This window comes from Massilia sp. YIM B02763 (assembly GCF_030412015.1).
GTDB lineage: Bacteria > Pseudomonadota > Gammaproteobacteria > Burkholderiales > Burkholderiaceae_D > Telluria.
Genome location: NZ_JASNRD010000007.1, coordinates 176,297 through 203,054, shown reverse-complemented (window position 1 = coordinate 203,054; position 26,758 = coordinate 176,297). Strand labels below are relative to the sequence as shown.

Genomic DNA, 26,758 nt, shown 5'->3' with positions numbered 1-26,758 from the left:
GAAGCAAATTCTTGCGTACCGTACAATACCGGTTTCGCTCGTTTCGCTGCCGCTTCCATGCTTGATATCACCATCCTGGCCATCGCGGCCTTTGCTGCCGGTCTCGTCGATGCTGTCGTGGGTGGTGGAGGGTTGATCCAGATTCCCGCGATCTTTGCGGTCTATCCGAAGGAAGTGCCGGCCACGCTGATCGGTACCAATAAACTGGCGTCCGTATTCGGCACCTCGGTCGCGGCCGTCAAATATGCGCGCCGCGTGCAGGTGGCGTGGAGCACGGCGGCGCCGGCGGCTATCGCCGCCTTCGCATTCGCCTTCCTCGGCGCCTGGACCGTGACGCGCGTGCCGGCCGACTTCGTGCGCAGCCTGCTGCCCGTGGTCCTCGTCGCCGTTGCCGTCTACACGTTCAAGAAGAAAGACCTGGGTGCCATCCATGCACCCCTGCACAGCGGTGCCAAGGAGCGCTGGCTGGCGCTGGGCTTCGGCGGCGCCATCGGTTTCTATGACGGCTTCTTCGGTCCGGGTACCGGCAGCTTCCTGCTGTTCCTGTTCGTCCGCTTCTTCGGCTTCGATTTCCTCAGCGCGTCGGCAGCGGCCAAGGTCGTCAACGTCGCGTGTAATATTGCGGGCCTCATCCTGTTCGGCGCCAGCGGCCACCTGATCTGGCAACTGGGCCTGACGATGGCCGTGTGCCAGATCGCGGGTTCATTGATCGGTACGAGGCTGGCGCTGAAGCACGGCAGCGGCTTCGTGCGCAAGCTGTTCCTGGTCGTCGTGTCGCTGCTGATCGTAAAGACGGCGTGGGATACCGTCCCATCTTGGGTGGTGATTGTTTCACGTGAAACAGCGCAGCCTTATTTTTTCTTGCGCACTTGAGTAACGATCGTCGGCAAATCCCAAGTGCCGCCGCGCGCGATCGCGCGGCACATTCCCGTGGAGACACTGCGCGATTGCGTGAACGTCCTTCCGTCCCATACCCACTCTTCGAATGACATGCAGTCCGCGATACCACGTCCTCGCTGGGCAGCGGTGACGATGCCGTCGGTATATTCTGAACCGAAGTCCGTAACCAGTACCGGCGTATATGGTGCGGTCGCATTGACGACCCAGAACCCATTGGCGGTGTTATAAGCACCTTGCGCACATGTGTACTCCACTAAAAGTTTTCCAGCAGTCAGCCGGGACAGGGAAAGCGTATTCCCGTCCTTTCCGTACGCTGCCAACTGGCCACAATCGTCGCCGCTGACGGCGCGAAGCTCGCTGAGCAAGTTGCGCATCTGCGGAGCCGCCAACGTCACGGACGGGTCGCCGGGTGGAACGCGCGCCGCGTCGATGACCGGTTTCGGAAGGGGAGGCAAGACACCACCCTCGGGATTGCTGCCTTTTCTCGCCAACGCACCGGGGGTCGAGACGCGACCCTGGAACTCGTCCATTTTCAACAAGACCGCCGTACTGCCGGCCGTCGAGAGCTTCCATGTATGGCCGGCGCCCGACCATGTGATCGCCGTGTCCTTGAGCAGTGCTGGAAGCAGGTCACGGACCTGGTCTGCGGACAGTTTGCCGATGCCAGTGTCCGAATCCAGGCGCACGGGGCCAAGGCCGCGTCCATCGATCGCCATCGTCAAGGTGGCGGGTGGCGTAGCTGTGCCATTGCCGTCGTCGAAGGTGGCTGGCTGCACCTCGACAGTCACGAGTTCATTCGGACCAGCGCGTCGGGTCAGGAGGATGCTGATCCGGTTGTCTTCGCCTTCCGCGCTGTAGCCCGCGGCGCGACAGGTGCGGGTGTTGTCACACACAAGCTCCCAGTCCTTATGGTCGAAACGGATCGAGGGAAGGTCGGAGCGCGGATAGGCATGGGCGAGAGAGCAGATACCGAAAAGGATGACGGAAGAGACGCGTGACTTCATGTTTGCGGAAATGACGAGTTATCGACGGTGGCAGCCTAGCATGTCTCACCCCAAGCCTTGGTTTCACGTGAAACAAAATCTGTCGTTTTCGGGACCACTTCCGAGCCGCACGGAAAAAAGAATCTATAATCCACCCTTAACTCCTCCTCGCTCCACATTCCATCATGCTTTATCCGACAGAATTCGACGTGATCGTCGTTGGCGGCGGCCATGCCGGCACCGAAGCGGCACTCGCGTCTGCGCGCATGGGCCAGAAGACGCTCTTGCTTACGCACAATATCGAAACCCTGGGCGCGATGTCCTGCAATCCGTCCATCGGCGGCATCGGCAAGGGCCACCTGGTCAAGGAAGTCGACGCCATGGGCGGCGCAATGGCCATTGCCACCGACGAAGCCGGTATCCAGTTCCGCATCCTGAATTCCTCCAAGGGCCCGGCCGTGCGTGCCACCCGCGCCCAGGCCGACCGCGTGCTGTACAAGCACGCGATCCGTTCGCGCCTGGAAAACCAGCCGAACCTGTGGCTGTTCCAGCAGGCCGTCGACGACCTGATGGTCGAAGGCGACCGCGTCGTCGGCGCCGTGACCCAGGTCGGTCTGCGCTTCCGCGCCCGCGCCGTCGTGCTGACGGCGGGTACCTTCCTCGACGGGAAGATCCACGTGGGCCTGCAGAACTACGCGGCAGGGCGCGCCGGCGATCCGCCCGCGATCTCGCTGTCGAGCCGCCTGAAGGAACTCAAGCTGCCGCAGGGCCGCCTCAAGACGGGCACGCCCCCGCGTATCGACGGCCGCAGCATCGATTTTTCCGTCATGGCCGAGCAGCCCGGCGACCTCGATCCGGTCCCCGTGTTTTCCTATATGGGCAACGCCGCGATGCACCCGAAGCAGGTGCCGTGCTGGGTCACGCACACGAATGCGCAGACCCACGACATCATCCGTAACGGTCTCGACCGCAGCCCGATGTACACGGGCGTGATCGAAGGCGTCGGCCCACGCTACTGCCCGTCGATCGAAGACAAGATCCACCGTTTCTCGTCGAAGGAATCGCACCAGATTTTCCTGGAACCGGAAGGCCTGACGACCAACGAGTTCTACCCGAACGGGATCTCGACGAGCCTGCCGTTCGACGTGCAGCTGGCCATGGTGCGCTCGATGCGCGGCCTGGAAAACGCCTTCATCCTGCGTCCCGGCTATGCGATCGAATACGATTATTTCGACCCGCGCGGCCTGAAGGCTTCGCTGGAAACGAAGGCGATCGGCGGCCTGTTCTTTGCTGGCCAGATCAACGGCACCACCGGCTACGAAGAAGCGGCGGCCCAGGGCATGCTGGCCGGTATCAATGCGGCCTTGCAAACCCAGGGCAAGGAAGCCTGGACACCGGGCCGCTCGGAAGCCTACCTCGGCGTGCTGGTCGACGACCTGACGACGCAGGGCGTCGCCGAACCCTACCGCATGTTTACGAGCCGTGCGGAGTATCGCCTGTCGCTGCGCGAAGACAATGCCGACATGCGCCTGACGGAAATCGGCCGCAAGCTGGGCGTCGTCGGCGACGCCCAGTGGGAAGCATTCGAGCGCAAGCGCGAAGCCGTGGCGCAAGAGCTGGAACGCCTGCGTTCGACCTGGGTCAACCCGCGCATCCTGGCGGCCGCCGAATCGGAACGCGTGATCGGCCAGGCTATCGAACGGGAGTACAACCTGGCGGACCTGCTGCGCCGGCCGGGCGTCGACTACGACAAGCTGGTCACGCTGACGGGCGTCGAAGGACAGGCGCTGGGCGGTCCCGGCGTGACCGATCCGGCCGTGAAGGAACAGGTCGAGATCCAGCTGAAATATTCGGGCTATATCGACCGCCAGGCGCGCGAGGTGGAGCGTCACGACCACTACGAGAACCTGAAGCTGCCGGAAAACCTCAACTACCTGGAGATCGCGGCCCTGTCGATCGAAGTGCGCCAGAAGCTGGATAAACAGCGTCCGGAGACGCTGGGCCAGGCCTCGCGCATCTCCGGCGTGACGCCGGCCGCCATTTCCCTGCTGCTGGTGCACCTCAAGAAGCGCGGCGCCAAGGGTTTTACCAATGCGCCAAATAACGAGTTGAACGGCGCATCGAACGAGGAATCCGCTGCATGAAGAATTTCGACCGCGCCGCACTGGCGCAGGTACTGGCCGACGGCATCGCCGAGATGGGACTGGCGGTGACGCCGGCCCAGCAGGAACAATTGATGGACTACCTGGGCCTCATGTTCAAGTGGAACAGCGTCTACAACCTGACTTCGCTGCGCGACCCGATGCAGATGGTGACCCACCACCTGCTCGATTCGCTGGCGGCCGTGCCGGCCTTCGCCGGGGCGCGCAACGTGCTGGACGTGGGATCGGGCGGCGGTCTGCCCGGCATCGTGCTGGCGATCGTGCGGCCCGACATGAATGTGTCGATGATCGACACGGTCCACAAGAAAACGGCTTTCCTTACGCAGGTGAAAGCCCAGCTGGCCCTCGCGAACGTGACCGTGTACACGGCGCGGGTCGAGCAATTGCAGATCGCCGAAAGCGCGCGTTTCGACGTCATCACCTCGCGGGCGTTTGCCGACCTGTCCGATTTCGTCAACTGGTCTTCGCACCTGCTGGCCGAGGGCGGGCGCTACATCGCCTTGAAAGGCACGGCGCCCAGGGACGAGCAGCAGCGCCTGCCGGGCGAATGGAAGGTCAGCGGAGTGGAGCCCCTGCAGGTGCCCAGGCTGGGAGCGGAACGCCACCTGGTATTCATCGAGCCAGCGGCATGACCATACGTCACCATATCTCTTAACCATGTGAATACCATATAAACCGTATAAACAGTTTATACCGTTCATATCGTATAAATCATTTTAACGATATGAACGGTATGACTGATTATTACCGATTGTGCCGCAACCAAGAAGATCCCGCATGGCGAAAATTTTTTGCGTAGCAAACCAGAAGGGTGGCGTCGGCAAGACCACCACCAGCGTCAACCTGTCGGCCGGCCTGGCCAAGCTGGACCAGCGCGTGCTGCTGGTCGACCTGGACCCGCAGGGCAATGCGACGATGGGCGCCGGCATCAACAAGGCCGGCCTCGCATCCTCGATCTACCAGGTGCTGCTGGGCGAGGCCGACGTCGCCACGGCGCGCCTGCGCAGCGAAGCGGGGCGGTTCGACGTGCTGCCCGCCAACCGCGAGCTGGCCGGCGCCGAAGTCGAGATGGTCGAACTGGAAAACCGCGAGCGCCGCCTGAAGGACGCGCTGGCCAAGGTCGACGCCGACTACGACTTCATCCTGATCGACTGCCCGCCGGCGCTGTCGCTCCTGACCCTGAACGGGCTGGTGTGCGCGCACGGCGTGATCATACCGATGCAGTGCGAATACTATGCGCTCGAAGGCCTGTCCGACCTGGTCAACACGATCAAGAAGGTGCACGCCAACCTGAACCACGACCTCAAGATCATCGGCCTCCTGCGCGTGATGTTCGATCCGCGCATGACACTGTCGCAGCAGGTGTCCGGCCAGCTCGAGCAGCATTTCGGCGACAAGGTGTTCAAGACCATCATTCCGCGCAACGTGCGCCTGGCCGAAGCGCCGTCCTACGGCATTCCCGGCGTCGTGTTCGATCCTTCGTCGAAGGGCGCGCAGGCGTACATCGCCTTCGGCGCCGAGATGGTCGAGCGCATCAAGACTTTATAAATCACCGATTCGAACACCATGGCAACCAAAAAACTGAAAGGACTCGGGCGCGGCCTGGACGCGCTGCTCGGCGCCGACGCGCCGGACACCTCCGCCCCCGGCGGCACGCCGTCGACGCTGAAGGTCGACCAGGTCCAGGCCGGCAAGTACCAGCCGCGCACGCGCATGGACGACGGTTCGCTGGCCGAACTGGCATCCTCCATCAAGAGCCAGGGCATCATGCAGCCGGTGCTGGTGCGTCCGGTCGCGGGCGCGGGCACCGTGCGCTACGAGATCATCGCCGGCGAACGCCGTTTCCGCGCGGCCCAGCTGGCCGGCCTGGACGAGATTCCCGTGCTGGTGCGCGAAGTCGACGACCAGAACGCGGCCGCGATGGCGCTGATCGAGAACATCCAGCGCGAAGACCTGAATCCGCTGGAAGAAGCGCAGGGCATCGCGCGCCTGATCGCGGAATTCGATTTCACCCACGAGCAGGCCGCGCACGCCGTCGGCCGTTCGCGCAGCGCCGTGTCGAACCTGCTGCGCCTCGTGAACCTGGCCCAGCCGGTCCAGACGATGCTGATGGCGGGCGACATCGACATGGGCCATGCGCGCGCGCTGCTGGCCGTCGACGGCGCCGGCCAGATCGCCCTGGCGAACCAGGTGATCGCCAAGCGCCTGTCCGTGCGCGAAACGGAGAAGCTCGTCGCGCGCGCGCTGGAAGAACAGCAGGCGCCGGCGGCGGCCGCTCGCCAGAAGGAAAAGTCGGGCGACATCGTGCGCCTGGAGGAAGAACTGTCGGACAAGCTGGCCACCCCCGTCGTCTTCAAGATGGGACCGAAGGGCAGGGGACAGATGATCATCGACTTCGCCGACCTCGACATCCTCGACAGCGTGCTCGCCCGGCTGCGCGCCTGAGTTCGTGATCCGCAAGGTGGGCATAGGATGCCCACCTTGCGTCCCGCCGACATCGTGTGGACAAGACCGCGCTTGTCCACATCGCCCGCATCACCGCAACGCGTCCGTGCACTCGCCCGGACGCAATCTCTCATGCGGATGACATGACCCCGTCATCACCCCCGCTTATCCTTAACATGACAGGCCCGCTGCACGCGAATGGCCGGAAACTGCCGTAAAGACGCAACATCAGCCACGACGCTACGTCGTTTTGTAGGAAATTTAACAAATTCCGCGATTTTTACTTTGTCGTTTTTACATCGCAATCAAGGACTTATAACTCGTGAAGGGTTTGACTACGCGTTCGATAACGCTTTATAATCCCGCTGATTCATGTAATTACCACACCGTAACTCGGTTCCATCACGGCTGGCGCGAAAGAACAACAACAATGCTGCGCTTGGTCTCCCTGCAAATCCTGGCAACACTTGTGGCCGGCCTGATCGCCGGACTGCTGGGGGGATGGTCCGCGATGTTTTCGGCGGTACTTGGCGGGATGTGTTGTGTCGTGCCCAATGGCATCATGGCTTTTCGCCTGTTCGCCAGTTCACAAAAAATGGGCGGTGCAAACCCTGCCACATTTTTCATCTGGGAATTTGTAAAGATTGCTCTGACGCTGGCGCTGTTGTTCGCAACGGTGCGGGCGTATCACGATCTGAACTGGCTGGCCCTGCTGGGCGGGTTCATCGTGGCGCTGAAAAGTTACATCATCTTATTATTTAGGCACTGACAATGACGAGTCCAACGGTAGAAAACGCGGCGGCGCATGCACCGACCGCGGGCGAGTACATCACCCACCACCTGGGTCACCTGACGAACATCCACCAGGGTTTCATCGTCGACTTCAGCGTCATCAACTATGACACCGTATTCTGGTCGATCCTGATGGGCGTGGTCGGCACCTTCGTGCTGTGGCTGGGCACCCGCCGCGCCACCTCGGGCGTGCCGGGCCGCTTCCAGGGCGCCATCGAAGCCGTCGTCGAAATGGTCGAAGACCAGTCGAAGTCGATCATCCACGGCGACCGCAGCTTCATCGCCCCGCTGGCATTGACCGTGTTCATCTGGGTATTCCTGATGAACTGCCTGGACTTCCTGCCGGTCGACATGTTCGCCGGCATCTTCCGCGCACTGGGCCTGGGCGAGCCGCACTTCCGCATCGTCCCGACTGCCGACCTGAACGGTCCGCTGGGCATGGCGCTGGGCGTGCTGGCCGTGGTCCTGTACTACAACGTGAAAATCAAGGGTATCGGCGGCTGGATCCATGAACTGTTCGCAGCGCCGTTCGGCATCTGGCTGGCGCCGTTCAACTTCCTGTTGAACCTGATCGAATACGCAGCTCGTACCGTGTCGCTCGGCATGCGACTGTTCGGCAACATGTACGCCGGCGAGCTGCTGTTCCTGTTGATTGCGCTGCTCGGCGCCATGGCAACCCCGTTCGGCGTCGTTGGCCACGTGATTGCTGGTTCGATCTGGGCAATCTTCCACATCCTGATCGTCCTCCTGCAGGCATTCATCTTCATGATGCTGACGCTGGTGTATATCGGTCAGGCCCACGAGAGCCACTGACCCACGCGATCGCAAGACGTACAAGATAGTGGTAGTAAAGAAGTAGTAATTTTTATAGTTTTTAAATTTAACTTTTGGAGTAAATCTCATGACTGACGTTTCTTTCGTTGCACTGGCTTGCGGTCTGATCATCGGCCTGGGCGCTATCGGCGCATGTATCGGTATCGCTATCATGGGCGGTAAATACCTGGAAGCCTCGGCACGTCAGCCTGAACTGATGAACACCCTGCAGACCAAGATGTTCCTGCTGGCTGGCCTGATCGACGCGGCATTCCTGATCGGTGTCGGTATCGCCATGCTGTTCGTGTTCGGCAAGCCGTTCACCAGCTAATAAAGATTCCCACGACGAGGGACTTGAAAGAGCCGAACCTCCCCCGGTTCGGCATCCGTTTTTGTGAGAAGGAATCTACCGTGAATCTGAACGCAACCTTGATTGTTCAGTTCGTGGTCTTCTTCATCCTGGTGTTCGTCACGATGAAATTCGTGTGGCCGCCGGTGATGAAAGCGCTCGACGAGCGCGCCGAGAGGATCGCGAATGGCCTGGCCGCCGCCGACCGTGGCAAGGCCGAAGCCGCCGCCGCTGAAAAGCGCATCGCCGCCGACCTGGCTGCCACCCGTGAAGAAAGCGTCAAGCGCATCGCCGACGCCGAGAAGCGTGCCCAGGCCATCATCGACGAAGCCAAGCAACAGGCTGCCGTCGAAGCCGCCCGCATCATCGAAGGCGCCAAGGCCGACGCCGAACAGCAAGTGACCCGCGCGCGCGAAGAACTGCGCGGCCAGGTGGCTGCCCTCGCCGTCGCCGGCGCCGAGCAGATCCTGCAGCGCGAAGTGAACGCAGCGGCCCACGCCGACCTGCTGAACCGTCTGTCGACCGAGCTCTGATCATGGCTGAACTCGCAACCGTCGCCCGCCCCTACGCCGAAGCGCTGTTCCGTGTCGCCCAAGGCGGCGACATGGCCGCCTGGTCGGCCATCGTCGGGGAACTGGCCCAGATCGGCGCCAACCCGGACCTGCAGGCCTATGCCAGCAATCCGAACCTCACGCATGCCCAGCTGGCCGACACGATTGCGTCCCTGGTCAAGTCGCCGCTGAGCGTTGAGGCGAACAACTTTATCGCGATGCTGGCTGAAAATGGCCGTATCGCCCTGCTGCCGGAAATCGGCGTCCAGTTCAACGTGCTCAAGAATGCACAGGCTGGCGCCGCCGACGCGACGATCTACAGCGCGTTCGATATTTCGGCCGACCAGCTCACCCAGGTGGTCGCCACGCTGGAAAAGAAATTTGGCCGCAAGCTGAACCCCACGGTCGCAGTAGACCCGTCGCTGATCGGTGGTGTGCGCGTGGTCGTCGGCGATGAAGTGCTCGATACCTCGGTCCGCGCGAAGCTGCAGCAGATGCACAACGCGCTGGTCGCCTGAGCGAATCGCACCGTCACCGCGTCCAGGCTCTTGCCCTACGCATCAAGAAACTATTAGGAGTTAGCATCATGCAACTTAATTCGTCTGAAATCAGCGAACTGATCAAGAGCCGCATCCAGGGCCTCGAAGGTTCGGCTGATGTTCGTAACCAAGGCACGGTGATCTCCGTCGCCGACGGTATCTGCCGCATCCATGGTCTGTCGGACGTGATGCAGGGCGAGATGCTGGAATTCCCGGGCAACACCTTCGGCCTGGCGATGAACCTCGAGCGCGACTCGGTCGGCGCCGTGATCCTGGGCGCCTACGAGCACATCTCGGAAGGCGACACCGTCAAGACCACCGGCCGCATCCTGGAAGTGCCGGTCGGTCCGGAACTGCGTGGCCGCGTCGTCAACGCGCTGGGCCAGCCGATCGACGGCAAGGGTCCGATCACCGCCTCGCTGACCGCCCCGATCGAAAAGATCGCCCCGGGCGTCATCGCGCGCGAATCCGTGTCGCAGCCGATGCAGACCGGCATCAAGTCGATCGACGCCATGGTGCCGATCGGCCGCGGCCAGCGCGAACTGATCATCGGCGACCGCCAGACCGGCAAGTCGGCCGTCGCGGTGGATGCGATCATCAACCAGAAGGGCCAGGACGTCACCTGCGTGTACGTGGCAATCGGCCAGAAGGCATCGACCATCAAGAACATCGTGCGCTCGCTGGAAGAGCACGGCGCGATGGAATACACGATTGTTGTCGCCGCTTCGGCGTCGGAATCGGCCGCCATGCAGTACATCTCGGCCTACTCGGGCTGCGCGATGGGCGAATACTTCCGCGACCGCGGCGAAGACGCGCTGATCGTGTACGACGACCTGTCGAAGCAGGCAGTCGCCTACCGCCAGATCTCGCTGCTGCTGCGCCGTCCGCCGGGCCGCGAAGCCTACCCGGGCGACGTGTTCTACCTGCACAGCCGCCTGCTGGAACGCGCAGCGCGCGTGAACGCCGACTACGTCGAGAAGTTCACCAATGGCGCCGTGACCGGCAAGACCGGCTCGCTGACCGCACTGCCGATCATCGAAACGCAAGCGGGCGACGTCTCGGCCTTCGTGCCGACCAACGTCATCTCGATTACCGACGGCCAGATCTTCCTGGAGACCTCGCTGTTCAACGCCGGTATCCGTCCGGCGATCAACGCGGGTATCTCGGTGTCGCGCGTCGGTGGCGCAGCCCAGACCAAGGTCATCAAGAACCTGTCCGGCGGTATCCGTACCGACCTGGCACAGTACCGTGAACTGGCCGCGTTCGCGCAGTTCGCCTCGGACCTGGACGAATCGACCCGCAAGCAGCTGGACCGCGGCGCGCGCGTGACCGAACTGCTGAAGCAGAAGCAGTTCGCACCGCTGCCGATCTCGCTGATGGCCGCGTCGCTGTTCGCAGTGAACAAGGGCTACCTGGACGACATCGACGTCAAGCGCGTGCTGGACTTCGAAGCCGGCCTGCACGGCTTCCTGAAGACCAGCCACGGTGCCCTGCTGTCGAAGATCGAACAGGCCAAGGCACTGGACAAGGATGGCGAAGCGGCACTGGCTGCTGCCATCGGCGACTTCAAGAAGTCGTTCTAAGACGCGCGTTCCAATGGACCGCAGGACGGGGAGGGATCCCCGTCCGCACAAGGAGTAAGGGCTCATGGCAGCAGGCAAAGAGATACGTGGCAAGATCAAGAGCGTAGAAAATACGAAGAAGATCACCAAGGCGATGGAAATGGTCGCCGCGTCCAAGATGCGCAAGGCGCAGGACCGGATGCGCGCCGCCCGTCCCTACAGCGAGAAGATCCGTAACATCACGGCCAACCTCGCTACTGCGAACCCGGAGTACACCCACGCGTTCATGGCGCAAGCCAAGGACGTCGAGGCGAAAGCCGTCGGCTTCATCGTCGTCACGACCGACAAGGGTCTGTGCGGCGGCATGAACACCAACGTGCTGCGCCAGGTGACGCAGAAGACCCGCGAGGCGGAAGCCGCGGGCAAACGCATTGAAGTCGTTGCAATCGGTAATAAAGGTCTGGGCTTCCTGAACCGCATCGGCGTGAAGGTCGTGTCCAGCGTGACGCAAATCGGCGATACGCCGCACCTGGAAAAGCTGATCGGCCCGATCAAGGTCATGCTCGACGCCTACCAGGACGGCCAGCTGGACGCGGTGTACCTGTGCTACACCAAGTTCATCAACACCATGCGCCAGGAACCGGTGGTCGAGCAGCTGCTCCCGCTGCCGGCCAAGGCACTGGAAGCGGACGCCGGCGGCCACTCGTGGGACTACATCTACGAGCCGGACGCGCAGGTCGTCATCGACGAGCTGCTGATGCGCTACGTCGAAGCGCTGATCTACCAGGGCGTGGCCGAGAACCTGGCGTCCGAGCAATCGGCGCGCATGGTGGCGATGAAGGCCGCGAGCGACAACGCGGGCAGCGTCATCGGCGAGCTGAAGCTGGTCTACAACAAGACCCGCCAGGCAGCGATTACGAAAGAACTCTCCGAGATCGTTTCCGGCGCCGCTGCAATCAGCGGCTGATCGGGCATCGAGCAGCAAACGATCTCTTGCAACGAAATTAAAACTATATCTGAAGGAACGAACATGGCTGATGGCAAAATCGTTCAGTGTATCGGCGCCGTGGTTGACGTGGAATTCCCGCGCAACGCAATGCCGAAAGTGTACGACGCACTGAAAATGGAAGGCTCCGAACTGACTCTGGAAGTGCAGCAGCAGCTGGGTGACGGCATCGTCCGTACCATCGCGCTGGGCAGCTCGGAAGGCCTGCGTCGCGGCATGACCATCCAGAACACCGGCAACCCGATCATGGTGCCGGTCGGTCCGGCTACCCTGGGCCGCATCATGGACGTGCTGGGCAACCCGATCGACGAGCGCGGCCCGGTCAGCAGCGAGCGCACCGCCTCGATCCACCGCAGCGCACCGCAGTACGACGAGCTGTCGCCGTCGACCGACCTGCTGGAAACCGGCATCAAGGTGATCGACCTGGTGTGCCCGTTCGCCAAGGGCGGTAAAGTCGGCCTGTTCGGCGGCGCCGGCGTCGGCAAGACCGTCAACATGATGGAACTGATCAACAACATCGCCAAGGCACACTCGGGTCTGTCCGTGTTCGCCGGCGTGGGCGAGCGTACCCGCGAAGGTAACGACTTCTACCACGAAATGGCCGATGCCAAGGTCGTCGACCTGGACGACCTGGGCAACTCGAAGGTCGCGATGGTCTACGGCCAGATGAACGAACCGCCGGGCAACCGCCTGCGCGTCGCGCTGACCGGCCTGACCATGGCCGAAGCGTTCCGTGACGAAGGCAAGGACGTCCTGTTCTTCGTGGATAACATCTACCGCTACACCCTGGCCGGTACCGAAGTCTCGGCACTGCTGGGTCGTATGCCGTCGGCCGTGGGCTACCAGCCGACGCTGGCCGAAGAAATGGGCCGCCTGCAGGAGCGCATCACCTCGACCAAGACCGGCTCGATCACCTCGATCCAGGCCGTGTACGTCCCTGCGGACGACTTGACCGACCCGTCGCCGGCAACCACCTTCGCCCACCTGGACTCGACCGTCGTTCTGTCGCGTGACATCGCCTCGCTGGGTATCTACCCGGCAGTCGACCCGCTGGACTCGACCTCGCGCCAGCTGGACCCGCTGGTCGTCGGCGAAGAGCACTACGCCACCGCGCGCGCCGTGCAGGGCACCCTGCAGCGCTACAAGGAACTGCGCGACATCATCGCGATTCTGGGCATGGACGAACTGGCACCGGAAGACAAGCTGGTCGTCGCACGCGCTCGCAAGATGCAGCGTTTCCTGTCGCAGCCGTTCCACGTCGCCGAAGTCTTCACCGGCGCACCGGGCAAGTACGTTTCGCTGAAGGACACGATCAAGGGCTTCAAGATGATCGCGTCGGGCGAACTGGACCACCTGCCGGAGCAGGCGTTCTACATGGTCGGCACCATCGAGGAAGCCATCGAGAAGGGCAAGAAGCTGGCTGCCGGCTAATCCAGCCCTCTTCAAAGGACACACATGGCACATACCATTCACGTTGACGTCGTCTCCGCCGAAGAGCAGATCTTCTCGGGCGAAGCCGAATTCGTCGCGTTGCCGGGTGAAGCGGGCGAGCTGGGCATCTACCCGATGCACACTCCCCTGATCACGCGCATCCGTCCGGGTGCCGTGCGCATCAAGGTGGCGGGCCGCAGCGACGAAGAGTTCGTGTTCGTCGCCGGCGGCATCCTGGAAGTCCAGCCGAAAGGCGTGACCGTGCTGGCCGACACCGCGATCCGCGGTGCCGACCTGGACGAAGCGAAAGCCCAGGAAGCCAAGCGCATGGCCGAAGAGCTGATGCTGAACAAGGATACGCAGATCGACTACGCCAAGGCGCAAGCCGAACTGGCCGCGGCGATCGCGCAGCTGGCAGCCATTCAGAAACTGCGCTCGCGCGGTCGCTGATACGCTGGTCCAGCGTCATGAAAGGCAGCCTGCGGGCTGCCTTTTTTATTGTCTGACGCGCCCCTACAAACGTCGTCCCTGCGAAGGCAGGGACCCGAGTTCTGCGCGCGCTATCGAAACGCCTGCAACATTGGATCCCTGCCTTCGCAGGGACGACGGGTCAGTGTTGGTTCGATCTTTCCCGCGCCAGCCTGAGCGCCACTCCGTGCCGGAAATACCCTTCCTGCACATGGCGGTACAGGTTCGCGCCGGGGCAGACGGTGTGGCTGGAATAGTCGCGGTGCGTGCGGATGGCGTCCAGGCCCACGTGGTAGCGATCGGCCAATAGCGCCATCAAGTCCACGATTGCGTCGAGCTGCCGCCGGTTCGGCTCGACCTCCTCGAAATTCCCCACCACTTCGATCAGCGCATGGCCGGTGGGGTCGTATTCCGTGTTCGTGTCGCCCGCGTAGGCGATGTCGCGGCCCGCGTAGATGCGGCCGTCGAGGTCGATGATGTAGTGATAGGGGATGTCGAGCCAGCCTTTGCTCGTGCGCGACCAGGCTTGCAGATTGCGCAGGTACTGGCGCGGATCGGTGCCCGGGGCGAACGGCTCGCCCTGGTGGTGCAGGGTGATGTGAGTGATCACCTGCGGCCTGGCCCGCGTGGCATCCGCCGGCGTGCCGCCCCAGTCCTGCACGGGCACGATGGCGCGTCCGATGTCGGCCAGCGTTTGCGCCCGGGCGGGCAGGGCGCCCGCGAGCGGCAGCAGGCAGCAGAGGAGGGCGAGGGCGGGGCGCAGGGACATGCCTCATCTTTCCATATTCTCGCAGGCTGGGCAATGTGCGCATGGTCGCGGCGGCATGGTTGCGCCGGGAGGGCGGGTGAACCTGATAAGCTGGCGACAACGACAACACCACGCCAAGAATCCGCCATGCGAACCATCGAACAGATCTTAAGCGCCGCGAAGAACATCGCCGTCGTCGGCATGTCCGACAAGCCGGAGCGCGCCAGCCACGAAGTGGCCACTTACCTGCAGCGGCAGGGCTACCGCATCCTGCCCGTCAACCCCGCCTATGCCGGCCAGGAGCTGCTCGGCGAGAAGGTCCACGCCACCCTGCAGGAAGCGGCCGACCTGCTGGCGCAGGACGGCCAGCACATCGACGTCGTCGACGTGTTCCGCAAGCCGGAAGAGGTGCCGTCCGTCGCCAAGGATGCGATCGACGTGCGCGCCGGCGCCCTGTGGATGCAGCTCGGTATCGAGAACCAGGTGGCGGCCGACCTGGCGCGCGCGGCGGGCCTGGACGTCGTCATGAACCACTGCATGCTGATCGAGCATCGCAAGATGGCGGACCGCGCATGAAGACGGTCCTCGAACGTTTTCGCGCGCCCAAGGACCTGAAGCTGGACGACAAGTCCGCCGGCGAAACGCCGCTGCGCAAGAACGTCAAAGGCAAGGGAAACGGCAATGGCAACGGCAAGGCCGAGGTCAAGGAGCGCGAGCGGGCGCTTACTGCCGAGCTGACCGCCCAGGTCGCCAAGCTCCAGGAAAAGCTGTACGCCGCGCGCCAGAAGAAGCTGCTGCTGGTGCTGCAGGGCATGGACACCTCGGGCAAGGACGGCACCGTCAGCGCGCTGTTCTCGCAGATCAATCCGATGGGCCTGTCGTCGACCGCGTTCACGGCGCCGACGGCGCGCGAGCAGGCCCACGATTTCCTGTGGCGCATCCACCCGCACGTGCCGGGCAAGGGAGAGATCGCGATCTTCAACCGCAGCCACTACGAGGACGTGCTGGTGCCGCGCGTGATGGGGGGAATCGATGCCGACGAATGCGAACGCCGCTACGCCCAGATCCGCGACTTCGAGCGCCTGCTGTCCGAGTCCGGCACGACGATCGTGAAGGTGTTCCTGCACCTGTCGAAGGACGAACAGAAGCAGCGCCTGCAGGAGCGCCTGGACGATCCGGAAAAGCACTGGAAGTTCGATCAGGCCGACCTCGTCGCGCGCGAACAATGGGACGACTACCGGGAGGCCTATGCCGATGCGATCAACGCGACGGACCGCGACCACGCGCCCTGGTACGTGGTGCCGGCCGATTCCAAGACCCACCGCAACCTGATCATCGCGCACCTGATGCTGGAGACGATGCAGGGCATGCAGCTGGAGTGGCCGGAACCGAAGGCCGACCTGGCCAAGGTGCGCATCGATTGAGCGTTCGCGCGGGCGCGGGGCGCCCGCACTACATGCCCACGTCTTGGCATAGAATGCAGTTCTTTCAACCTCGCTCGAGCGCTTCCATGTCCAAGACCCTCGCCCTGCTGTTTTCCGCCGGCGCCGCCGTTGCCGCCTTCGCCACCGTGCCCGCGCAGGCGCAATCGAGCGCCCCGGCCCAGCCGGCAGCCGCGGCGCCGACCGCATCCGCCAGCTGCCCCGCCGTGCTGCACCATACCTTCAAGCGCCTGCAGGACGAGGCGCCGCAGGACCTGTGCCAGTACGCCGGGAAGGTGGTGCTGGTGGTGAACACGGCCAGCTACTGCGGCTACACCAAGCAGTACGAGGGACTGGAAAAACTGTATTCGAAATACGCGCCGCGTGGCCTGGTGGTGCTGGGCTTCCCGTCGAACGACTTCAAGCAGGAAGATGCCGACGCCAAGAAGATCGCCGACCTCTGCTACAACACCTACGGCGTGAAGTTCCCCATGTTCGCCAGCACCGTGGTCTCCGGCGACAAGGCGAATCCGCTGTACACGGAACTGATCAAGGCGACGGGCAACCAGCCCAAGTGGAATTTCAACAAATACCTGATCGGGCGCGACGGCAAGGTCACGGACTACTTCCCGAGCAAGGTGACGCCGGAGGATCCGGCGCTGGTGGGCAAGATCGAGAAGGCGCTGGGGTCGTAAACGCGCATCGATGAACGCGCACTTGAAATAAGCGCGCACTTAAACAACGTCGTCCCTGCGAAGGCAGGGACCCAATTTCTGCGCCGGAGCTGGTCTGATCAACCGACCGACTTCGGATGCACACATTGGGTCCCTGCCTGCGCAGGGACGACGTTTTTATGGTTCTGGTCGATTTTGATGCACATCAACGATTTTGTTGATGACGATCAATAAACTTCCCTTCGCTGAACAACACAACGCGAAGAAAGGTAACACCATGAACAAGTCGATGCTGAAACTGATGATTGCCGCACTGGGCCTGGGCGCCGTCGCCGCGCCCGTCATGGCGCAGGAGTCGCCGTGGCTGGTGCGAGCGCGCGCGGTGCACATCGATCCGGCCGACAAGTCCGATCCGGTCGGCGGCGTCGGCGCCAGCGACCGCATCCACGTCGAAGACAAGTGGATTCCGGAAGTCGACATCTCGTACTTCTTCACCCCGCACTGGGCTGCCGAACTGATCCTGACCTATCCGCAGAAGCATACGGTCACGCTGGACGGCGCCAGCATCGGCACCTTCAAGCACCTGCCGCCGACGCTGACGCTGCAGTACCACTTCCTGCCGGGCGCCACCATCGATCCGTACGTCGGCGCCGGCATCAACTACACGCTGCTGTCCAAGGTGCACCTGCTCAATGGCGCCGGCAGCCTCGAACACGACAGCGTGGGCGGCGCCGTCCAGGCCGGCGTCGACTTCAGGATCGACGACAAGTGGTCGCTCAACGTCGACGTCAAGAAGGCCCAGATCCGCAGCGACGTGATGATCGGCGGCGCCAAGGCCAGCCGCGTGAAGGTCGATCCCGTGCTGTTCGGCGTGGGCGTCGGCTACCGCTTCTGATACCGCAACGATTGCCGCTTTCTCCAAAAGCGCGCCGGCCCCCGCCGGCTTTACGACCGGCCTCGCGCCGGTTTTTTTATGCCGGGTTCCCCGCCAGGACGGCCCTGAGCGGACCGCGCAGCGCATTGCACACGACGATCTCCTGCGCGCGTTCCAGCGTCTCGCGCGTGATCGGCACCTCGACCGCGTTCCAGTCCGGATCGTCCAGCAGCAGCGCGCGCATCACGCCGGGCAGCACGCCGGACGACAGCGGCGGCGTGACCCAGCGCCCGGCCACGCGTACGAACACATTGGTGCGCCCGCCTTCCGTGAGTTCGCCGCGCTCGTTGAAGAACAGCGTGTCGAACGCGCCTTGCGCCTCGGCGGCGCGCCAGCCGGCGTCGTAGCGCGCGCGCACGCTGGTCTTGTGACGCAGGAACAGGTCGCTCGAGCGCACCGGCTCGTCCGCCAGCAGCAGGCGTACCGGCTCGCCATCTCCGGCCAGCGGCGCCAGGGCGCCCGTCTGCACGACGACCTCGCCGTTGGCCAGCAGGGCCAGGCGCAGGCGGCACGGCACCCCGGGCGGCAGCACGGCGCAGGCGGCGATCACGCCGGCACGCACGACGTCCTCGCCGAACGGATAGCCGAAGTAGTCGCTCGACGCGCGCAGGCGCGCCAGGTGGCGTTCCAGGTGGCGGCAGCCTTCCTCGCGGGTGGCGAACATGGTCTCGAACAGTTCGAACCCGCTCGCCAGGCCCGTCAGGAAGCGCGCCTTCAGGCGGCACTCGGCGTATTCGGCGGCGGCCACGCTGTCGTGGACGATGCCGGCGCCCACGCCCAGTTCCCCGCGCCGCACGCCCGCCTGTTCCGGCTGCAGCACCAGCGTGCGGATCGGCACGGAGAGGCAGAAGTCGCCCACGGCGGCGCCCGCGGCCGGCGGATCGATCCAGCCGATGGCGCCCGTGTAGACGCCACGCGCGGCCGGTTCCAGTTCGTGGATGATTTCCATCGTGCGGCGCTTGGGCGCGCCCGTGATCGAGCCGCACGGGTACAGCGCCTCGAAGATGTCGTTCAAGGACGCGTCCTGGCGCAGCTGCGCCTGCACGGTGGACGTCATCTGCAGCACGCTGCCATAGCGCTTCACCTCGAACAGCGCGGGCACGCCGACGCTGCCGGTGCGGGCGACGCGGCCCAGGTCGTTGCGCAGCAGGTCGACGATCATCAGGTTCTCGGCGCGGTTCTTCGGATCCGCGGCCAGCTGCTGCGCACGCACCCCGTCCAGCGCGGGGTCGTCGGCCGCCGGGGCCGTGCCCTTCATGGGGCGCGCCAGCAGGCGTCCCGCATCGTGGCGCATGAACAGTTCCGGCGACAGCGACAGCACCGTGCGGCCGTCCGACAGGCCGATCAACGCGCCGTAGGGGACCGGCTGGCGTGCGCGCAGGCGCGCATACAGCGCGCACGGCGAACCGAAGGCGTCGAAGCGCAGGCGGTAGGTGTAGTTGACCTGGTAGGTGTCGCCGGCGGCGATGTAGTCGCGGATGCGTTCGATCGCGCGCGTAAAAGTCGCCTCGTCGACGTTGGCCTGCACGGCGGCGATGCCGGCCGGCCCCGCATCGCCGGCGTGACCGTCGTCCCGCGCGCGCCGCGCCAGCCAGTCGTGCACCTGTTCGCCGTCGAGCATGGACACGCGTTCGAACAGCAGCACCTGGGCCAGCGGCGCCTGGCCCTCGAGCGGGTGCGCGGCCACGCCCAGCAACTGTTCTCCCAGTTCGTAGGTCAGCACCGGCACCGCGTACAGGCCGCGCCGCAGCGCTTCCTGCAGGCCGGCCAGCAGCTTCGGCCAGTCCTCGATGCGCGCGCACGCGAGCGTGCCCGCGTGGCCGTCGTACAGGCGCGAACGCGCCTGGCGCTGTCCTTCCGGACTGGCGTCGTCGAGCAGGGCGAAGACGGGCTGCGCGCCGGGAGCGAGGTCCATGGGAGTCAGGCCGGCATCAGGCTGCGAGCAGCAACGCCAGCTGCACGGGGCTGTCCGCGCCCGGCTGCTGCTTGAAGCCGCTCTTGGCGAAGCGGTGCCAGCGCCCCGTCACGTAGGACACCAGCATGGCGGCGCGCGCGGCCACGTCTTCCTCGCGGCCGTGGCCTTGGGTGACGGCCAGGCGCAAGGCCTGCTTGAACGCCATCTCGACCTTGTCGTAGAACTGGTTCATGCGCAGCTGCAGGCGCTCGTCCTCGCCGACGAGGGCATCGCCGATCAGGACGCGCGTCATGCCGGGATTGTTGGCGGAGAAGGCCAGCAGCATCTGCAGCATCGCGTGCGCCTGCGCGACGCCGTCTTCCTCGCGTTCCGCGATCTGGTTGATCACGCCGAACACGCTCGATTCGATGAAGTCGATGAGGCCCTCGAACATCTGGGCCTTGCTGGCGAAATGGCGGTACAGCGCGGCCTCGGAAACCGACAGCTTCGCAGCCAGCGCCGCCGTCGTGATCTTCTCTCCCTTCGGGTGCTCGAGCATCGCCGCCAGCGCCTGGAGGATCTGCAGCTTGCGCTGGCCCGGCTTGGTGCTTGCCATGTCGTTATGTGTCTTTCAGTAGTGTTGGACTGTTTATCGTGTCATCGCAGCCGGTTCATGCGTGCCGGCAGTCGAAGTACCGATTTTACTTTGACATCGACGTAGGCGGGACGTTTGATGATTTTAGGCAACGGTGCCTTGCCGATCGGAGCGCTATAGCGTAGATATTGCGTGACCCAGGCGGTACGCAGCCCCAATTGCTTGGCGTGGCGCAGGTTGACCAGCGTGTCCTCGACCAGGATGCAGCGCCGCGGCGCCAGGCCATGCTTGCGCAGCAGCCGGCGCAGCATCAGTTTCGAGGGCTTGGGACGCAGCTGGCCGTGCACGCGCATGTCCTCGATGGCGATGTGGTGGGCAAAGTGGCGCTGCAGGCCGATCTGGCGCACGACGCCCGTCGAATACGCCGTCGGCGCATTCGTCAGCAGGATCTTTTGCCCGGGCAGCCGGCGCAGCAGCTTCGCCAGGCCGCGCTCGAAGCGTACCAGGTCCTGCAGCGCGCCGATGTCGTGGGTCTCGCGCAAAAAATCCGCAGGATCGACATGGTGGTGGCGGATCATGCCCAGCAGCGTGGCGCCGTAGCGCTTCCAGTAGCCGATGCGCGCCGCGTCCACCGCCTCGCGCGTGGCGGGCGTGGTGCCGTCGCCCAGGACGCGCGCGATATACGTGTTCATGTTGGCGCTGATCGCGGGGAAGATCGCGTGCGAGGCGTCGTGCAGGGTGTTGTCCAGATCGAACAGCCAGACGGGGGAGGGGAGTGTGGGCACGGTGAGAGTGACGCGACATGCACCGTCGCCCCTGCGAAGGCAGGGGCCCAAGTTCACGTTGCGTGGCAAAAAAATTGGGTCCCTGCCTGCGCAGGGACGACGGGAAATTGTAGCGGAAGCAGAAATAAAAAATGCCCCCCGAAGGGAGCATTCTTTAATAAATCCTGGCGGAGCGGACGGGGCTCGCCCACGTTCCGCGGGCCGCGGAATCGCTTGCAAGCGATTCCCTTCGAGCCCGAAACCGGATCTCCCGCAGGGGAGATCCTCCTGTACCTAACAATAAAAAAGGCCCGAACGAGTCGGGCCTTCTTTATTTGAATCNGCGGGCCGCGGAATCGCTTGCAAGCGATTCCCTTCGAGCCCGAAACCGGATCTCCCGCAGGGGAGATCCTCCTGTACCTAACAATAAAAAAGGCCCGAACGAGTCGGGCCTTCTTTATTTGAATCCTGGCGGAGCGGACGGGGCTCGAACCCGCGACCCCCGGCGTGACAGGCCGGTATTCTAACCAACTGAACTACCGCTCCAGGTGGTGCCCTTGACGTGGATTGAACACGTGGCCTCTCCCTTACCAAGGGAGTGCTCTACCACTGAGCTACAAGGGCATCAAGTCAACTTTACAGAGACTTATGCCGCTGCAAAATTTCAGTGAGACCGGATCATAGTGCCAAAGGCCTGTTCGGTCAAGACTTCAAGCAACAAAGAATGCTCGATGCGGCCGTCGATGATGTGCACGGTATTGACGCCCGACTTGGCGGCGTCCAGCGCCGACGAGATTTTCGGCAGCATGCCGCCCGAAATCGTGCCGTCCGCGAACATCTCGTCGATCTCGCGTGCCGACAGGTCGGTGACCAGGTTGCCCTGCTTGTCCTGCACGCCGGCGATATTGGTCATCATGATCAGCTTCTCGGCCTTCAGGATTTCCGCGATCTTGCCGGCGACGACGTCGGCGTTGATGTTGTAGGCCTGGCCGTCCTGGCCGAAGCCGATCGGCGAGATGATCGGGATGAAGGCGTCGTCCTGCAGGGCTTTCACCACGGCCGGATTGATCGCCTCGATTTCGCCGACGAAGCCGATGTCGAGGAACTCGCCCGGCTTGTCCTTGTCCGGCATCGCCATCTTGCGCGCGCGGATCAGGCCGCCGTCCTTGCCGGTCAGGCCCACGGCCTGGCCGCCGTAGTGGTTGATCAGCATGACGATGTCCTGCTGGACTTCGCCGCCCAGCACCCACTCGACCACTTCCATGGTCTCTTCGTCGGTGATGCGCATGCCCTGCACGAAGGTGCCTTGCTTGCCGATCTTCTTGAGCGCGTTGTCGATCTGCGGACCGCCGCCGTGCACCACCACCGGATTCATGCCGACCAGTTTCAACAGGATGACGTCGCGCGCGAAGCCGTGCTTCAGGCGCTCGTCGGTCATCGCGTTGCCGCCGTATTTGATGACGATGGTTTTACCGTGGAAATTACGGATGTAGGGGAGCGCCTCGGCCAGGATCTGCGCCTTGATCTGCGGCGAGACCGCAGTCAGGTCATTGTTCTGGTCGTCGCCCTTCAGATTGGTCAGCATAGCGTTCATTGGGGGTCAAAAAAAGAATTTGCGAGATTTTACGGCAACACGGCGCCGGCTGGGGTTTTATGGGATGTTCCATGTTGTATTTTCCGGCCGCCGACGTTAAGGTGGATTACATATGGATACAACCCTCCCATTTTTCGCCCATCGGCGGCGCGCCGCTGGCGGCCCGAGGACGTCCGCATGAGTACTTGCGCGCGTTGTGGCGCAACGTTCGGCTGCGGAATGGCCGATCCGGACGGGGCCGGCGGCGAACCGTGCTGGTGCACCCGGTTGCCGGCCGTCGTCCCCTTGCCGGAGCCGGGCCAGCGTTCCGGCTGCTGGTGCCCGGCCTGCCTGGAACAGCATATCGCGCTTCAGGGCGGGACGGCGCCTCGGACACCTGCGTAGGGCGTCAGCGCGCGGTGCGGAAGAAGCGCATCATTTCGCGGCTGGCATCGGGGCCCTTGCCGTCCGTATAGCTGCCGCGCGCGTCGCCGCCCGACCAGGCGTGGCCCGAGCCATGCACGACCCAGTGCTCGGCGTGGACGGCGCCGTCCGGCAGGCGGTGCACGGTGCGCGTGAAGGCGTGGCCGTCCGGCTTCGTGCCCGGTTCCACCACGACGATGTCGGCCGGGTCGCGCCGCCGCGCCGCGATCAGCGCGTCGCCGTTGACCGGATGCACGGTGGTGTCGCGGTCGCCGTGGAACACGATGATGGGCAGCGCCTTGCCTTCCGTGTGACGCGTGCGGAAGTCGCCCTTCATCGCCGCCATCGCCGTCGGCAGGTCGTGGGCGGCGGCGAACGGCAGGCCGGAATGCACGCCGACGGCCGCGTACAGGTCCGGATACAGCGTGCCCATGATGGCTGCCATCGCGCCGCCGGCCGACAGGCCCGCCACGTAGACCTGGTCCGGATCGACGGCGTAGCGCGCCATGATGTCGCGCGTGATGCCGGCGATCAGCGCCGGTTCTCCCTGGCCGCGCTGCTGGTCGACGGCATTGAACCAGTTCCAGCAGCGCGAGGGATTGGCCTGCTGCGACTGCGCCGGATAGGCGACCAGGCAGCCCTGTTCCTCGGCCACCAGGTTCATGCCGGTGCCGAGCGCGAAATCGTCCGGATTCTGCTTGCAGCCGTGCAGCATCACCAGCAGGGGCGCCGCCCGGCCTGCCGCTTCTCCCCTTGCTTGTCCCGCGTAGGTGCTGGGCACGTACAGCTTGTACTCGCGCGTGCCCGCGTCGTTGCTGTAGCTGGCATCGATGAAATGGCCGGGCAGGCCGATCGCGGCCGCCCCGCTGGACAGCGGCGGCACGTTGAACGGATTGCCGCCCGGCTGGCCGAAGCGGCTCAGCGTGGCCAGCATGTCGGAGACGGGATCGTAGGCCGGCTGGTTCGAGGCCGGCGCGGAAGGCGGCACGGGAGGGGGAGCCGGCGCGGGCGCGGGTGGCGTTGCCCTGGCGGCCGCGGCTTGCATGGCGGTGGCGTTCTTGACCGATTCGCGGATGACGCTGCGCGCCACCGACGGGCCACGGCGCATCATCGACCGGGTCGCCGCGCGCATCTGCGCGAGGAATTTGCTGCTGATGCTCATCGAGACTCCTTTTCGGCGAGACCGGACATCGGCCGCATCCCAGTCTTGGTTGCCAAGCTTGCGTCAACCTTACGGATCAAGGTTTCGAATTGCTAGAGCGTAGTCTACCTTGATGTAAAGCGAAACGCGCGCTTGCCGTCCGTCTAGGGTAAGCTGCCCGCCATGAATGACCCACACCTGCCTCCGGAACGACAAACCCCGGTTCCCTCTCCCTGCATCAGCCTGTGCAAGATGTCGCCCGAGACGGGGCTGTGCGAAGGTTGCCTGCGCACCATTGACGAGATCTGCGCCTGGAGCACGGCCGACGACCACGCCAAGCGCGCCGTCTGGGCGGAGATCCGCCGCCGCGAAGCTCAGCTCGGTTTCGACTGAATCCCGAGGCGCGTGCGCAGGAAGCGCGCGACCTCGCGCACCAGCTCCTCGTCTTCCGGCGCGCCCATGAAGCCGCCGTGCGGCATCGCTTCGAACACGTGCAGTTCGGCCTCGATGCCGGCGCCGCGCAAGGCGCGGTGCATGCGCACGGTATTCGACAGGAACAAGTCGCGCGTGCCGGATTGCAACAAGGTGGGCGGGAAGCCCGGCGCGAAATCGCCGAACAGCGGCGACAGATACGGGTGGGCGAGGTCGGCGCCGCCCGCGTACAGCAGGTTGTTCGCCATCAGGGAGCCGGGTAGCACGACGTCGGCCAGCTGGTTCAGCGCGAAGCTGTCGCCCGATTCCGTCAGGTCCGCTTCCGGCGAGAGCAGCACGACGGCCGCCGGCAGCGGCAAGCCTTCGTCGCGGGCGCGCAGCAGCAAGGCCGCCGCCAGGTTGCCGCCGGCGGAGCGCCCGGCAACGGCGATGCGTTCCGGCGCATGGTGCGCCAGCACGTGGCGGTAGGCGGCCAGGCAATCGTCCAGCGCCGCCGGATACGGATGCTCGGGCGGCATGCGGTAGTCGACCCCGTAGCACGCCAGGCCGTACTGGTCGGCCTGCAGCCGGGTCGATGCGCGGCAGGCATCGCCGCCGCCGAACACGAGGGCGCCGCCGTGCAGGTCGACCAGCGCGCAATCGGCGGAGATCGGCTGCGCGGGGTGGGCGACATAAATGGTGGCGCTGCCGGCCGCGATCGTCTGCACGCCGGCGCGCACGGCGGCCAGGCCCTCGCCCAGCGACTCGGCATACCAGGCGTCGGCGCCGGCCTTCACGCGCTGCCAGCCGTCCAGGTCGTCCGGCGCCGGCATCGCGTGCAGGGCGTTCACGGGGACGCCGTCCGCATTCACCATGCGGCGCAGGGCGGCCTGCGCTTGCGGGCTGATGGATGCCGGGATGGGCAGCAGGCGCTGGGGCAGCTTGACGCCGCCTTGCTGGTCGTCGCTCATGAAGTGTCTCCTGTCGTCAGCCGGCAAGCTTACCCGAACGGCAAGGAATTTAGAGCCCGGTATCTAGCACGGTCGTGCTTTTTTGCGCCATAATCGACTGGGTAGCATCCGATCAACCAACCCGCGAGCACACCCATGGCGCTGCCCACCGTCCTGCAAGACCTTTCCTTACCCGTCATCGCCTCGCCGATGTTCATCGCCAGCGGCCCCGCGCTGGTGGCCGCGCAGTGCAAGGCCGGCATCGTCGGCTCGTTCCCGGCGCTCAATGCGCGCCCGGCCGAGCTGCTCGACACCTGGCTGACCGACCTGCAGGCCGAGTTGAAGGACTTCCAGCAGGCCAATCCGGGCAAGCGGGTGGGGCCGATCGCCGTCAACCAGATCGTGCACCAGTCGAACGACCGCCTCGCGCACGACGTCGAGGTGTGCGTGAAGCACCAGGTGCCGATCATCATCTCCTCGCTGCGGGCGCCGCCGCAGGAAATGCTCGATGCCGTGCACGCCTACGGCGGCATCGTGCTGCACGACGTGGTCTCGATCCGCCACGCCGAAAAGGCGCTGGAGGCGGGCGTGGACGGCCTGATCCTGGTGGCGGCCGGCGCCGGCGGCCATGCGGGCGCGCTGTCGCCGTTCGCGCTGGTGGGCGAAGTGCGCAAGTTCTTCGACGGTCCGATCGCGCTGTCCGGCTCGATCGCCACGGGCGACGCCATCCTGGCGGCGCAGGCGATGGGCGCCGACTTCGCCTACATCGGCTCGCGCTGGCTGGCCACGAAGGAAGCGAACGTCAGCGACGCCTACCGCGACGCGATCGTCGAATCCACGGCGGCCGACGTCGTGTACACGAACCTGTTTACGGGCGTGCACGGCAACTACCTGAAGAAATCGATCGTGGCGGCGGGACTGGATCCGGACAACCTGCCGGTGTCGGACAAGAGCAAGATGAGCTTCGGTTCCGGCAGCGCCAAGGCCTGGCGCGACATCTGGGGCGCGGGCCAGGGCGTGGGCCTGATGGACGACGTGCCGACGGTGGCGGAGATGGTGGAGCGCTTGAAGGAACAGTACGAGGCGGCGCGCAAGCGGCTGGCGCTGTAAACCGTCGTCCCTGCGAAGGCAGGGACCCATGCCGACGTTCCGAAGTCGGTACATCGACGTGGTCGAATTCTGAAGCGCGGCATGGATCCCCGCCTGCGCGGGGATGACGTCGCTTACGG

29 protein-coding genes and 2 tRNA genes are annotated in these 26,758 nt (G+C 64.5%); 21 read left to right on the top strand and 10 right to left on the bottom strand.

Going from position 1 to position 26,758, the window contains the following annotated elements:
* Positions 1 to 57 precede the first annotated feature (57 nt).
* Positions 58 to 873: a TSUP family transporter gene (locus QPK32_RS12220; protein ID WP_290413085.1), complete on the top strand. Its 816-nt coding sequence runs from the start codon at positions 58 to 60 to the stop codon at positions 871 to 873.
* Here QPK32_RS12220 and QPK32_RS12215 read toward each other — a convergent pair.
* Complete coding sequence (locus tag QPK32_RS12215; RefSeq protein WP_290413084.1) at positions 852 to 1,904, bottom strand: DUF1176 domain-containing protein; 1,053 nt, start codon at positions 1,902 to 1,904, stop codon at positions 852 to 854. The two genes, QPK32_RS12220 and QPK32_RS12215, sit on opposite strands and share 22 nt — an antisense overlap.
* Before the next feature lie 164 nt (positions 1,905 to 2,068).
* Between QPK32_RS12215 and mnmG the strand changes: the two genes are divergently transcribed.
* The 13 genes from mnmG to QPK32_RS12150 all read left to right on the top strand — a co-directional run bounded on the left by mnmG (position 2,069) and on the right by QPK32_RS12150 (position 13,983).
* Entirely contained in the window at positions 2,069 to 4,027 is a 1,959-nt protein-coding gene (mnmG, locus tag QPK32_RS12210; RefSeq protein ID WP_290413083.1) for a tRNA uridine-5-carboxymethylaminomethyl(34) synthesis enzyme MnmG, read from the top strand.
* Complete coding sequence (gene rsmG / locus QPK32_RS12205; RefSeq protein ID WP_290413082.1) at positions 4,024 to 4,677, top strand: 16S rRNA (guanine(527)-N(7))-methyltransferase RsmG; 654 nt, start codon at positions 4,024 to 4,026, stop codon at positions 4,675 to 4,677. Before mnmG ends, rsmG begins: the two co-directional genes overlap by 4 nt.
* A gap of 145 nt (positions 4,678 to 4,822) precedes the next feature.
* Positions 4,823 to 5,593, top strand: coding sequence for a ParA family protein (locus QPK32_RS12200; RefSeq protein WP_290413081.1), 771 nt, complete (start codon positions 4,823 to 4,825; stop codon positions 5,591 to 5,593).
* A gap of 18 nt (positions 5,594 to 5,611) precedes the next feature.
* A complete protein-coding gene (locus QPK32_RS12195) occupies positions 5,612 to 6,490 on the top strand; it encodes a ParB/RepB/Spo0J family partition protein (RefSeq protein ID WP_290413080.1) in 879 nt (292 codons plus the stop codon).
* Between the two features lie 430 nt (positions 6,491 to 6,920).
* Positions 6,921 to 7,259 (top strand): ATP synthase subunit I, encoded by a 339-nt coding sequence (locus tag QPK32_RS12190; RefSeq protein WP_290413079.1) that lies wholly within the window; start codon positions 6,921 to 6,923, stop codon positions 7,257 to 7,259.
* Between the two features lie 2 nt (positions 7,260 to 7,261).
* On the top strand, positions 7,262 to 8,095 hold the full coding sequence (gene atpB / locus QPK32_RS12185; protein ID WP_290413078.1) for a F0F1 ATP synthase subunit A: 834 nt from the start codon (positions 7,262 to 7,264) through the stop codon (positions 8,093 to 8,095).
* Positions 8,096 to 8,183: 88 nt separating this feature from the next.
* Entirely contained in the window at positions 8,184 to 8,426 is a 243-nt protein-coding gene (gene atpE / locus QPK32_RS12180) for a F0F1 ATP synthase subunit C (protein WP_141836424.1), read from the top strand.
* 80 nt (positions 8,427 to 8,506) lie between these two features.
* Positions 8,507 to 8,977: a F0F1 ATP synthase subunit B gene (locus QPK32_RS12175; protein WP_290413095.1), complete on the top strand. Its 471-nt coding sequence runs from the start codon at positions 8,507 to 8,509 to the stop codon at positions 8,975 to 8,977.
* Positions 8,978 to 8,979: 2 nt separating this feature from the next.
* Positions 8,980 to 9,513 (top strand): F0F1 ATP synthase subunit delta, encoded by a 534-nt coding sequence (locus tag QPK32_RS12170; protein WP_290413077.1) that lies wholly within the window; start codon positions 8,980 to 8,982, stop codon positions 9,511 to 9,513.
* A gap of 68 nt (positions 9,514 to 9,581) precedes the next feature.
* Entirely contained in the window at positions 9,582 to 11,117 is a 1,536-nt protein-coding gene (atpA, locus tag QPK32_RS12165) for a F0F1 ATP synthase subunit alpha (protein ID WP_290413076.1), read from the top strand.
* Positions 11,118 to 11,181: 64 nt separating this feature from the next.
* Positions 11,182 to 12,063, top strand: coding sequence for a F0F1 ATP synthase subunit gamma (atpG, locus tag QPK32_RS12160; RefSeq protein ID WP_290413075.1), 882 nt, complete (start codon positions 11,182 to 11,184; stop codon positions 12,061 to 12,063).
* A gap of 63 nt (positions 12,064 to 12,126) precedes the next feature.
* Positions 12,127 to 13,533: a F0F1 ATP synthase subunit beta gene (gene atpD / locus QPK32_RS12155; RefSeq protein WP_290413074.1), complete on the top strand. Its 1,407-nt coding sequence runs from the start codon at positions 12,127 to 12,129 to the stop codon at positions 13,531 to 13,533.
* 24 nt (positions 13,534 to 13,557) lie between these two features.
* Positions 13,558 to 13,983 carry a F0F1 ATP synthase subunit epsilon gene (locus tag QPK32_RS12150; protein WP_290413073.1) on the top strand — a complete coding sequence of 142 codons (426 nt, stop codon included), beginning with the start codon at positions 13,558 to 13,560 and terminating at the stop codon, positions 13,981 to 13,983.
* A 160-nt stretch (positions 13,984 to 14,143) separates the two neighbouring features.
* Here QPK32_RS12150 and QPK32_RS12145 read toward each other — a convergent pair whose 3' ends face one another.
* Positions 14,144 to 14,770, bottom strand: a complete 627-nt coding sequence (locus QPK32_RS12145; RefSeq protein WP_290413072.1) for a peptidoglycan recognition family protein — start codon at positions 14,768 to 14,770, stop codon at positions 14,144 to 14,146.
* 126 nt (positions 14,771 to 14,896) lie between these two features.
* Here QPK32_RS12145 and QPK32_RS12140 point away from each other — a divergent pair, with 126 nt between their 5' ends.
* The 4 genes from QPK32_RS12140 (at position 14,897) to QPK32_RS12125 (ending at position 17,739) form a co-directional block, all read left to right on the top strand.
* The gene (locus tag QPK32_RS12140) at positions 14,897 to 15,325 is read left to right on the top strand and encodes a CoA-binding protein (RefSeq protein ID WP_290413071.1); all 429 of its coding nucleotides are present in this window, start codon (positions 14,897 to 14,899) and stop codon (positions 15,323 to 15,325) included.
* A complete protein-coding gene (locus tag QPK32_RS12135) occupies positions 15,322 to 16,173 on the top strand; it encodes a PPK2 family polyphosphate kinase (RefSeq protein WP_290413070.1) in 852 nt (283 codons plus the stop codon). The genes QPK32_RS12140 and QPK32_RS12135 overlap by 4 nt, the downstream gene beginning before the upstream one ends.
* An 86-nt stretch (positions 16,174 to 16,259) precedes the next feature.
* Positions 16,260 to 16,865: a glutathione peroxidase gene (locus tag QPK32_RS12130; RefSeq protein ID WP_290413069.1), complete on the top strand. Its 606-nt coding sequence runs from the start codon at positions 16,260 to 16,262 to the stop codon at positions 16,863 to 16,865.
* 256 nt (positions 16,866 to 17,121) lie between these two features.
* A complete protein-coding gene (locus QPK32_RS12125; protein ID WP_290413068.1) occupies positions 17,122 to 17,739 on the top strand; it encodes an OmpW family protein in 618 nt (205 codons plus the stop codon).
* Between the two features lie 76 nt (positions 17,740 to 17,815).
* Here QPK32_RS12125 and pabB read toward each other — a convergent pair whose 3' ends face one another.
* From pabB to argB, 6 genes are all read right to left on the bottom strand, one after another.
* Complete coding sequence (gene pabB, locus QPK32_RS12120; protein WP_290413067.1) at positions 17,816 to 19,693, bottom strand: aminodeoxychorismate synthase component I; 1,878 nt, start codon at positions 19,691 to 19,693, stop codon at positions 17,816 to 17,818.
* Between the two features lie 16 nt (positions 19,694 to 19,709).
* Entirely contained in the window at positions 19,710 to 20,288 is a 579-nt protein-coding gene (gene slmA, locus QPK32_RS12115; protein ID WP_290413066.1) for a nucleoid occlusion factor SlmA, read from the bottom strand.
* Between the two features lie 41 nt (positions 20,289 to 20,329).
* Complete coding sequence (locus tag QPK32_RS12110; protein ID WP_290413065.1) at positions 20,330 to 21,052, bottom strand: HAD-IA family hydrolase; 723 nt, start codon at positions 21,050 to 21,052, stop codon at positions 20,330 to 20,332.
* Between the two features lie 448 nt (positions 21,053 to 21,500).
* A tRNA-Asp gene (locus QPK32_RS12105) sits at positions 21,501 to 21,577 on the bottom strand.
* A gap of 3 nt (positions 21,578 to 21,580) precedes the next feature.
* A tRNA-Thr gene (locus QPK32_RS12100) sits at positions 21,581 to 21,655 on the bottom strand.
* Positions 21,656 to 21,695: 40 nt separating this feature from the next.
* Positions 21,696 to 22,625: an acetylglutamate kinase gene (gene argB / locus QPK32_RS12095; RefSeq protein WP_290413064.1), complete on the bottom strand. Its 930-nt coding sequence runs from the start codon at positions 22,623 to 22,625 to the stop codon at positions 21,696 to 21,698.
* A 177-nt stretch (positions 22,626 to 22,802) separates the two neighbouring features.
* Between argB and QPK32_RS12090 the strand changes: the two genes are divergently transcribed.
* Complete coding sequence (locus QPK32_RS12090) at positions 22,803 to 23,009, top strand: cysteine-rich CWC family protein (RefSeq protein ID WP_290413063.1); 207 nt, start codon at positions 22,803 to 22,805, stop codon at positions 23,007 to 23,009.
* Between the two features lie 4 nt (positions 23,010 to 23,013).
* On the opposite strand, the gene QPK32_RS12085 is transcribed toward QPK32_RS12090, so the two are convergent.
* Positions 23,014 to 24,189 (bottom strand): PHB depolymerase family esterase, encoded by a 1,176-nt coding sequence (locus tag QPK32_RS12085; protein WP_290413062.1) that lies wholly within the window; start codon positions 24,187 to 24,189, stop codon positions 23,014 to 23,016.
* Between the two features lie 162 nt (positions 24,190 to 24,351).
* Here QPK32_RS12085 and QPK32_RS12080 point away from each other — a divergent pair, with 162 nt between their 5' ends.
* Positions 24,352 to 24,561, top strand: a complete 210-nt coding sequence (locus tag QPK32_RS12080; RefSeq protein WP_290413061.1) for a DUF1289 domain-containing protein — start codon at positions 24,352 to 24,354, stop codon at positions 24,559 to 24,561.
* On the opposite strand, the gene QPK32_RS12075 is transcribed toward QPK32_RS12080, so the two are convergent.
* The gene (locus QPK32_RS12075) at positions 24,543 to 25,550 is read right to left on the bottom strand and encodes an alpha/beta hydrolase (protein WP_290413060.1); all 1,008 of its coding nucleotides are present in this window, start codon (positions 25,548 to 25,550) and stop codon (positions 24,543 to 24,545) included. The genes QPK32_RS12080 and QPK32_RS12075 overlap by 19 nt on opposite strands.
* 135 nt (positions 25,551 to 25,685) lie before the next feature.
* On the opposite strand from QPK32_RS12075, the gene QPK32_RS12070 reads away from it, so the two are divergent.
* Positions 25,686 to 26,639 carry a nitronate monooxygenase family protein gene (locus QPK32_RS12070; protein WP_290413059.1) on the top strand — a complete coding sequence of 318 codons (954 nt, stop codon included), beginning with the start codon at positions 25,686 to 25,688 and terminating at the stop codon, positions 26,637 to 26,639.
* Positions 26,640 to 26,758: the final 119 nt, after the last annotated feature.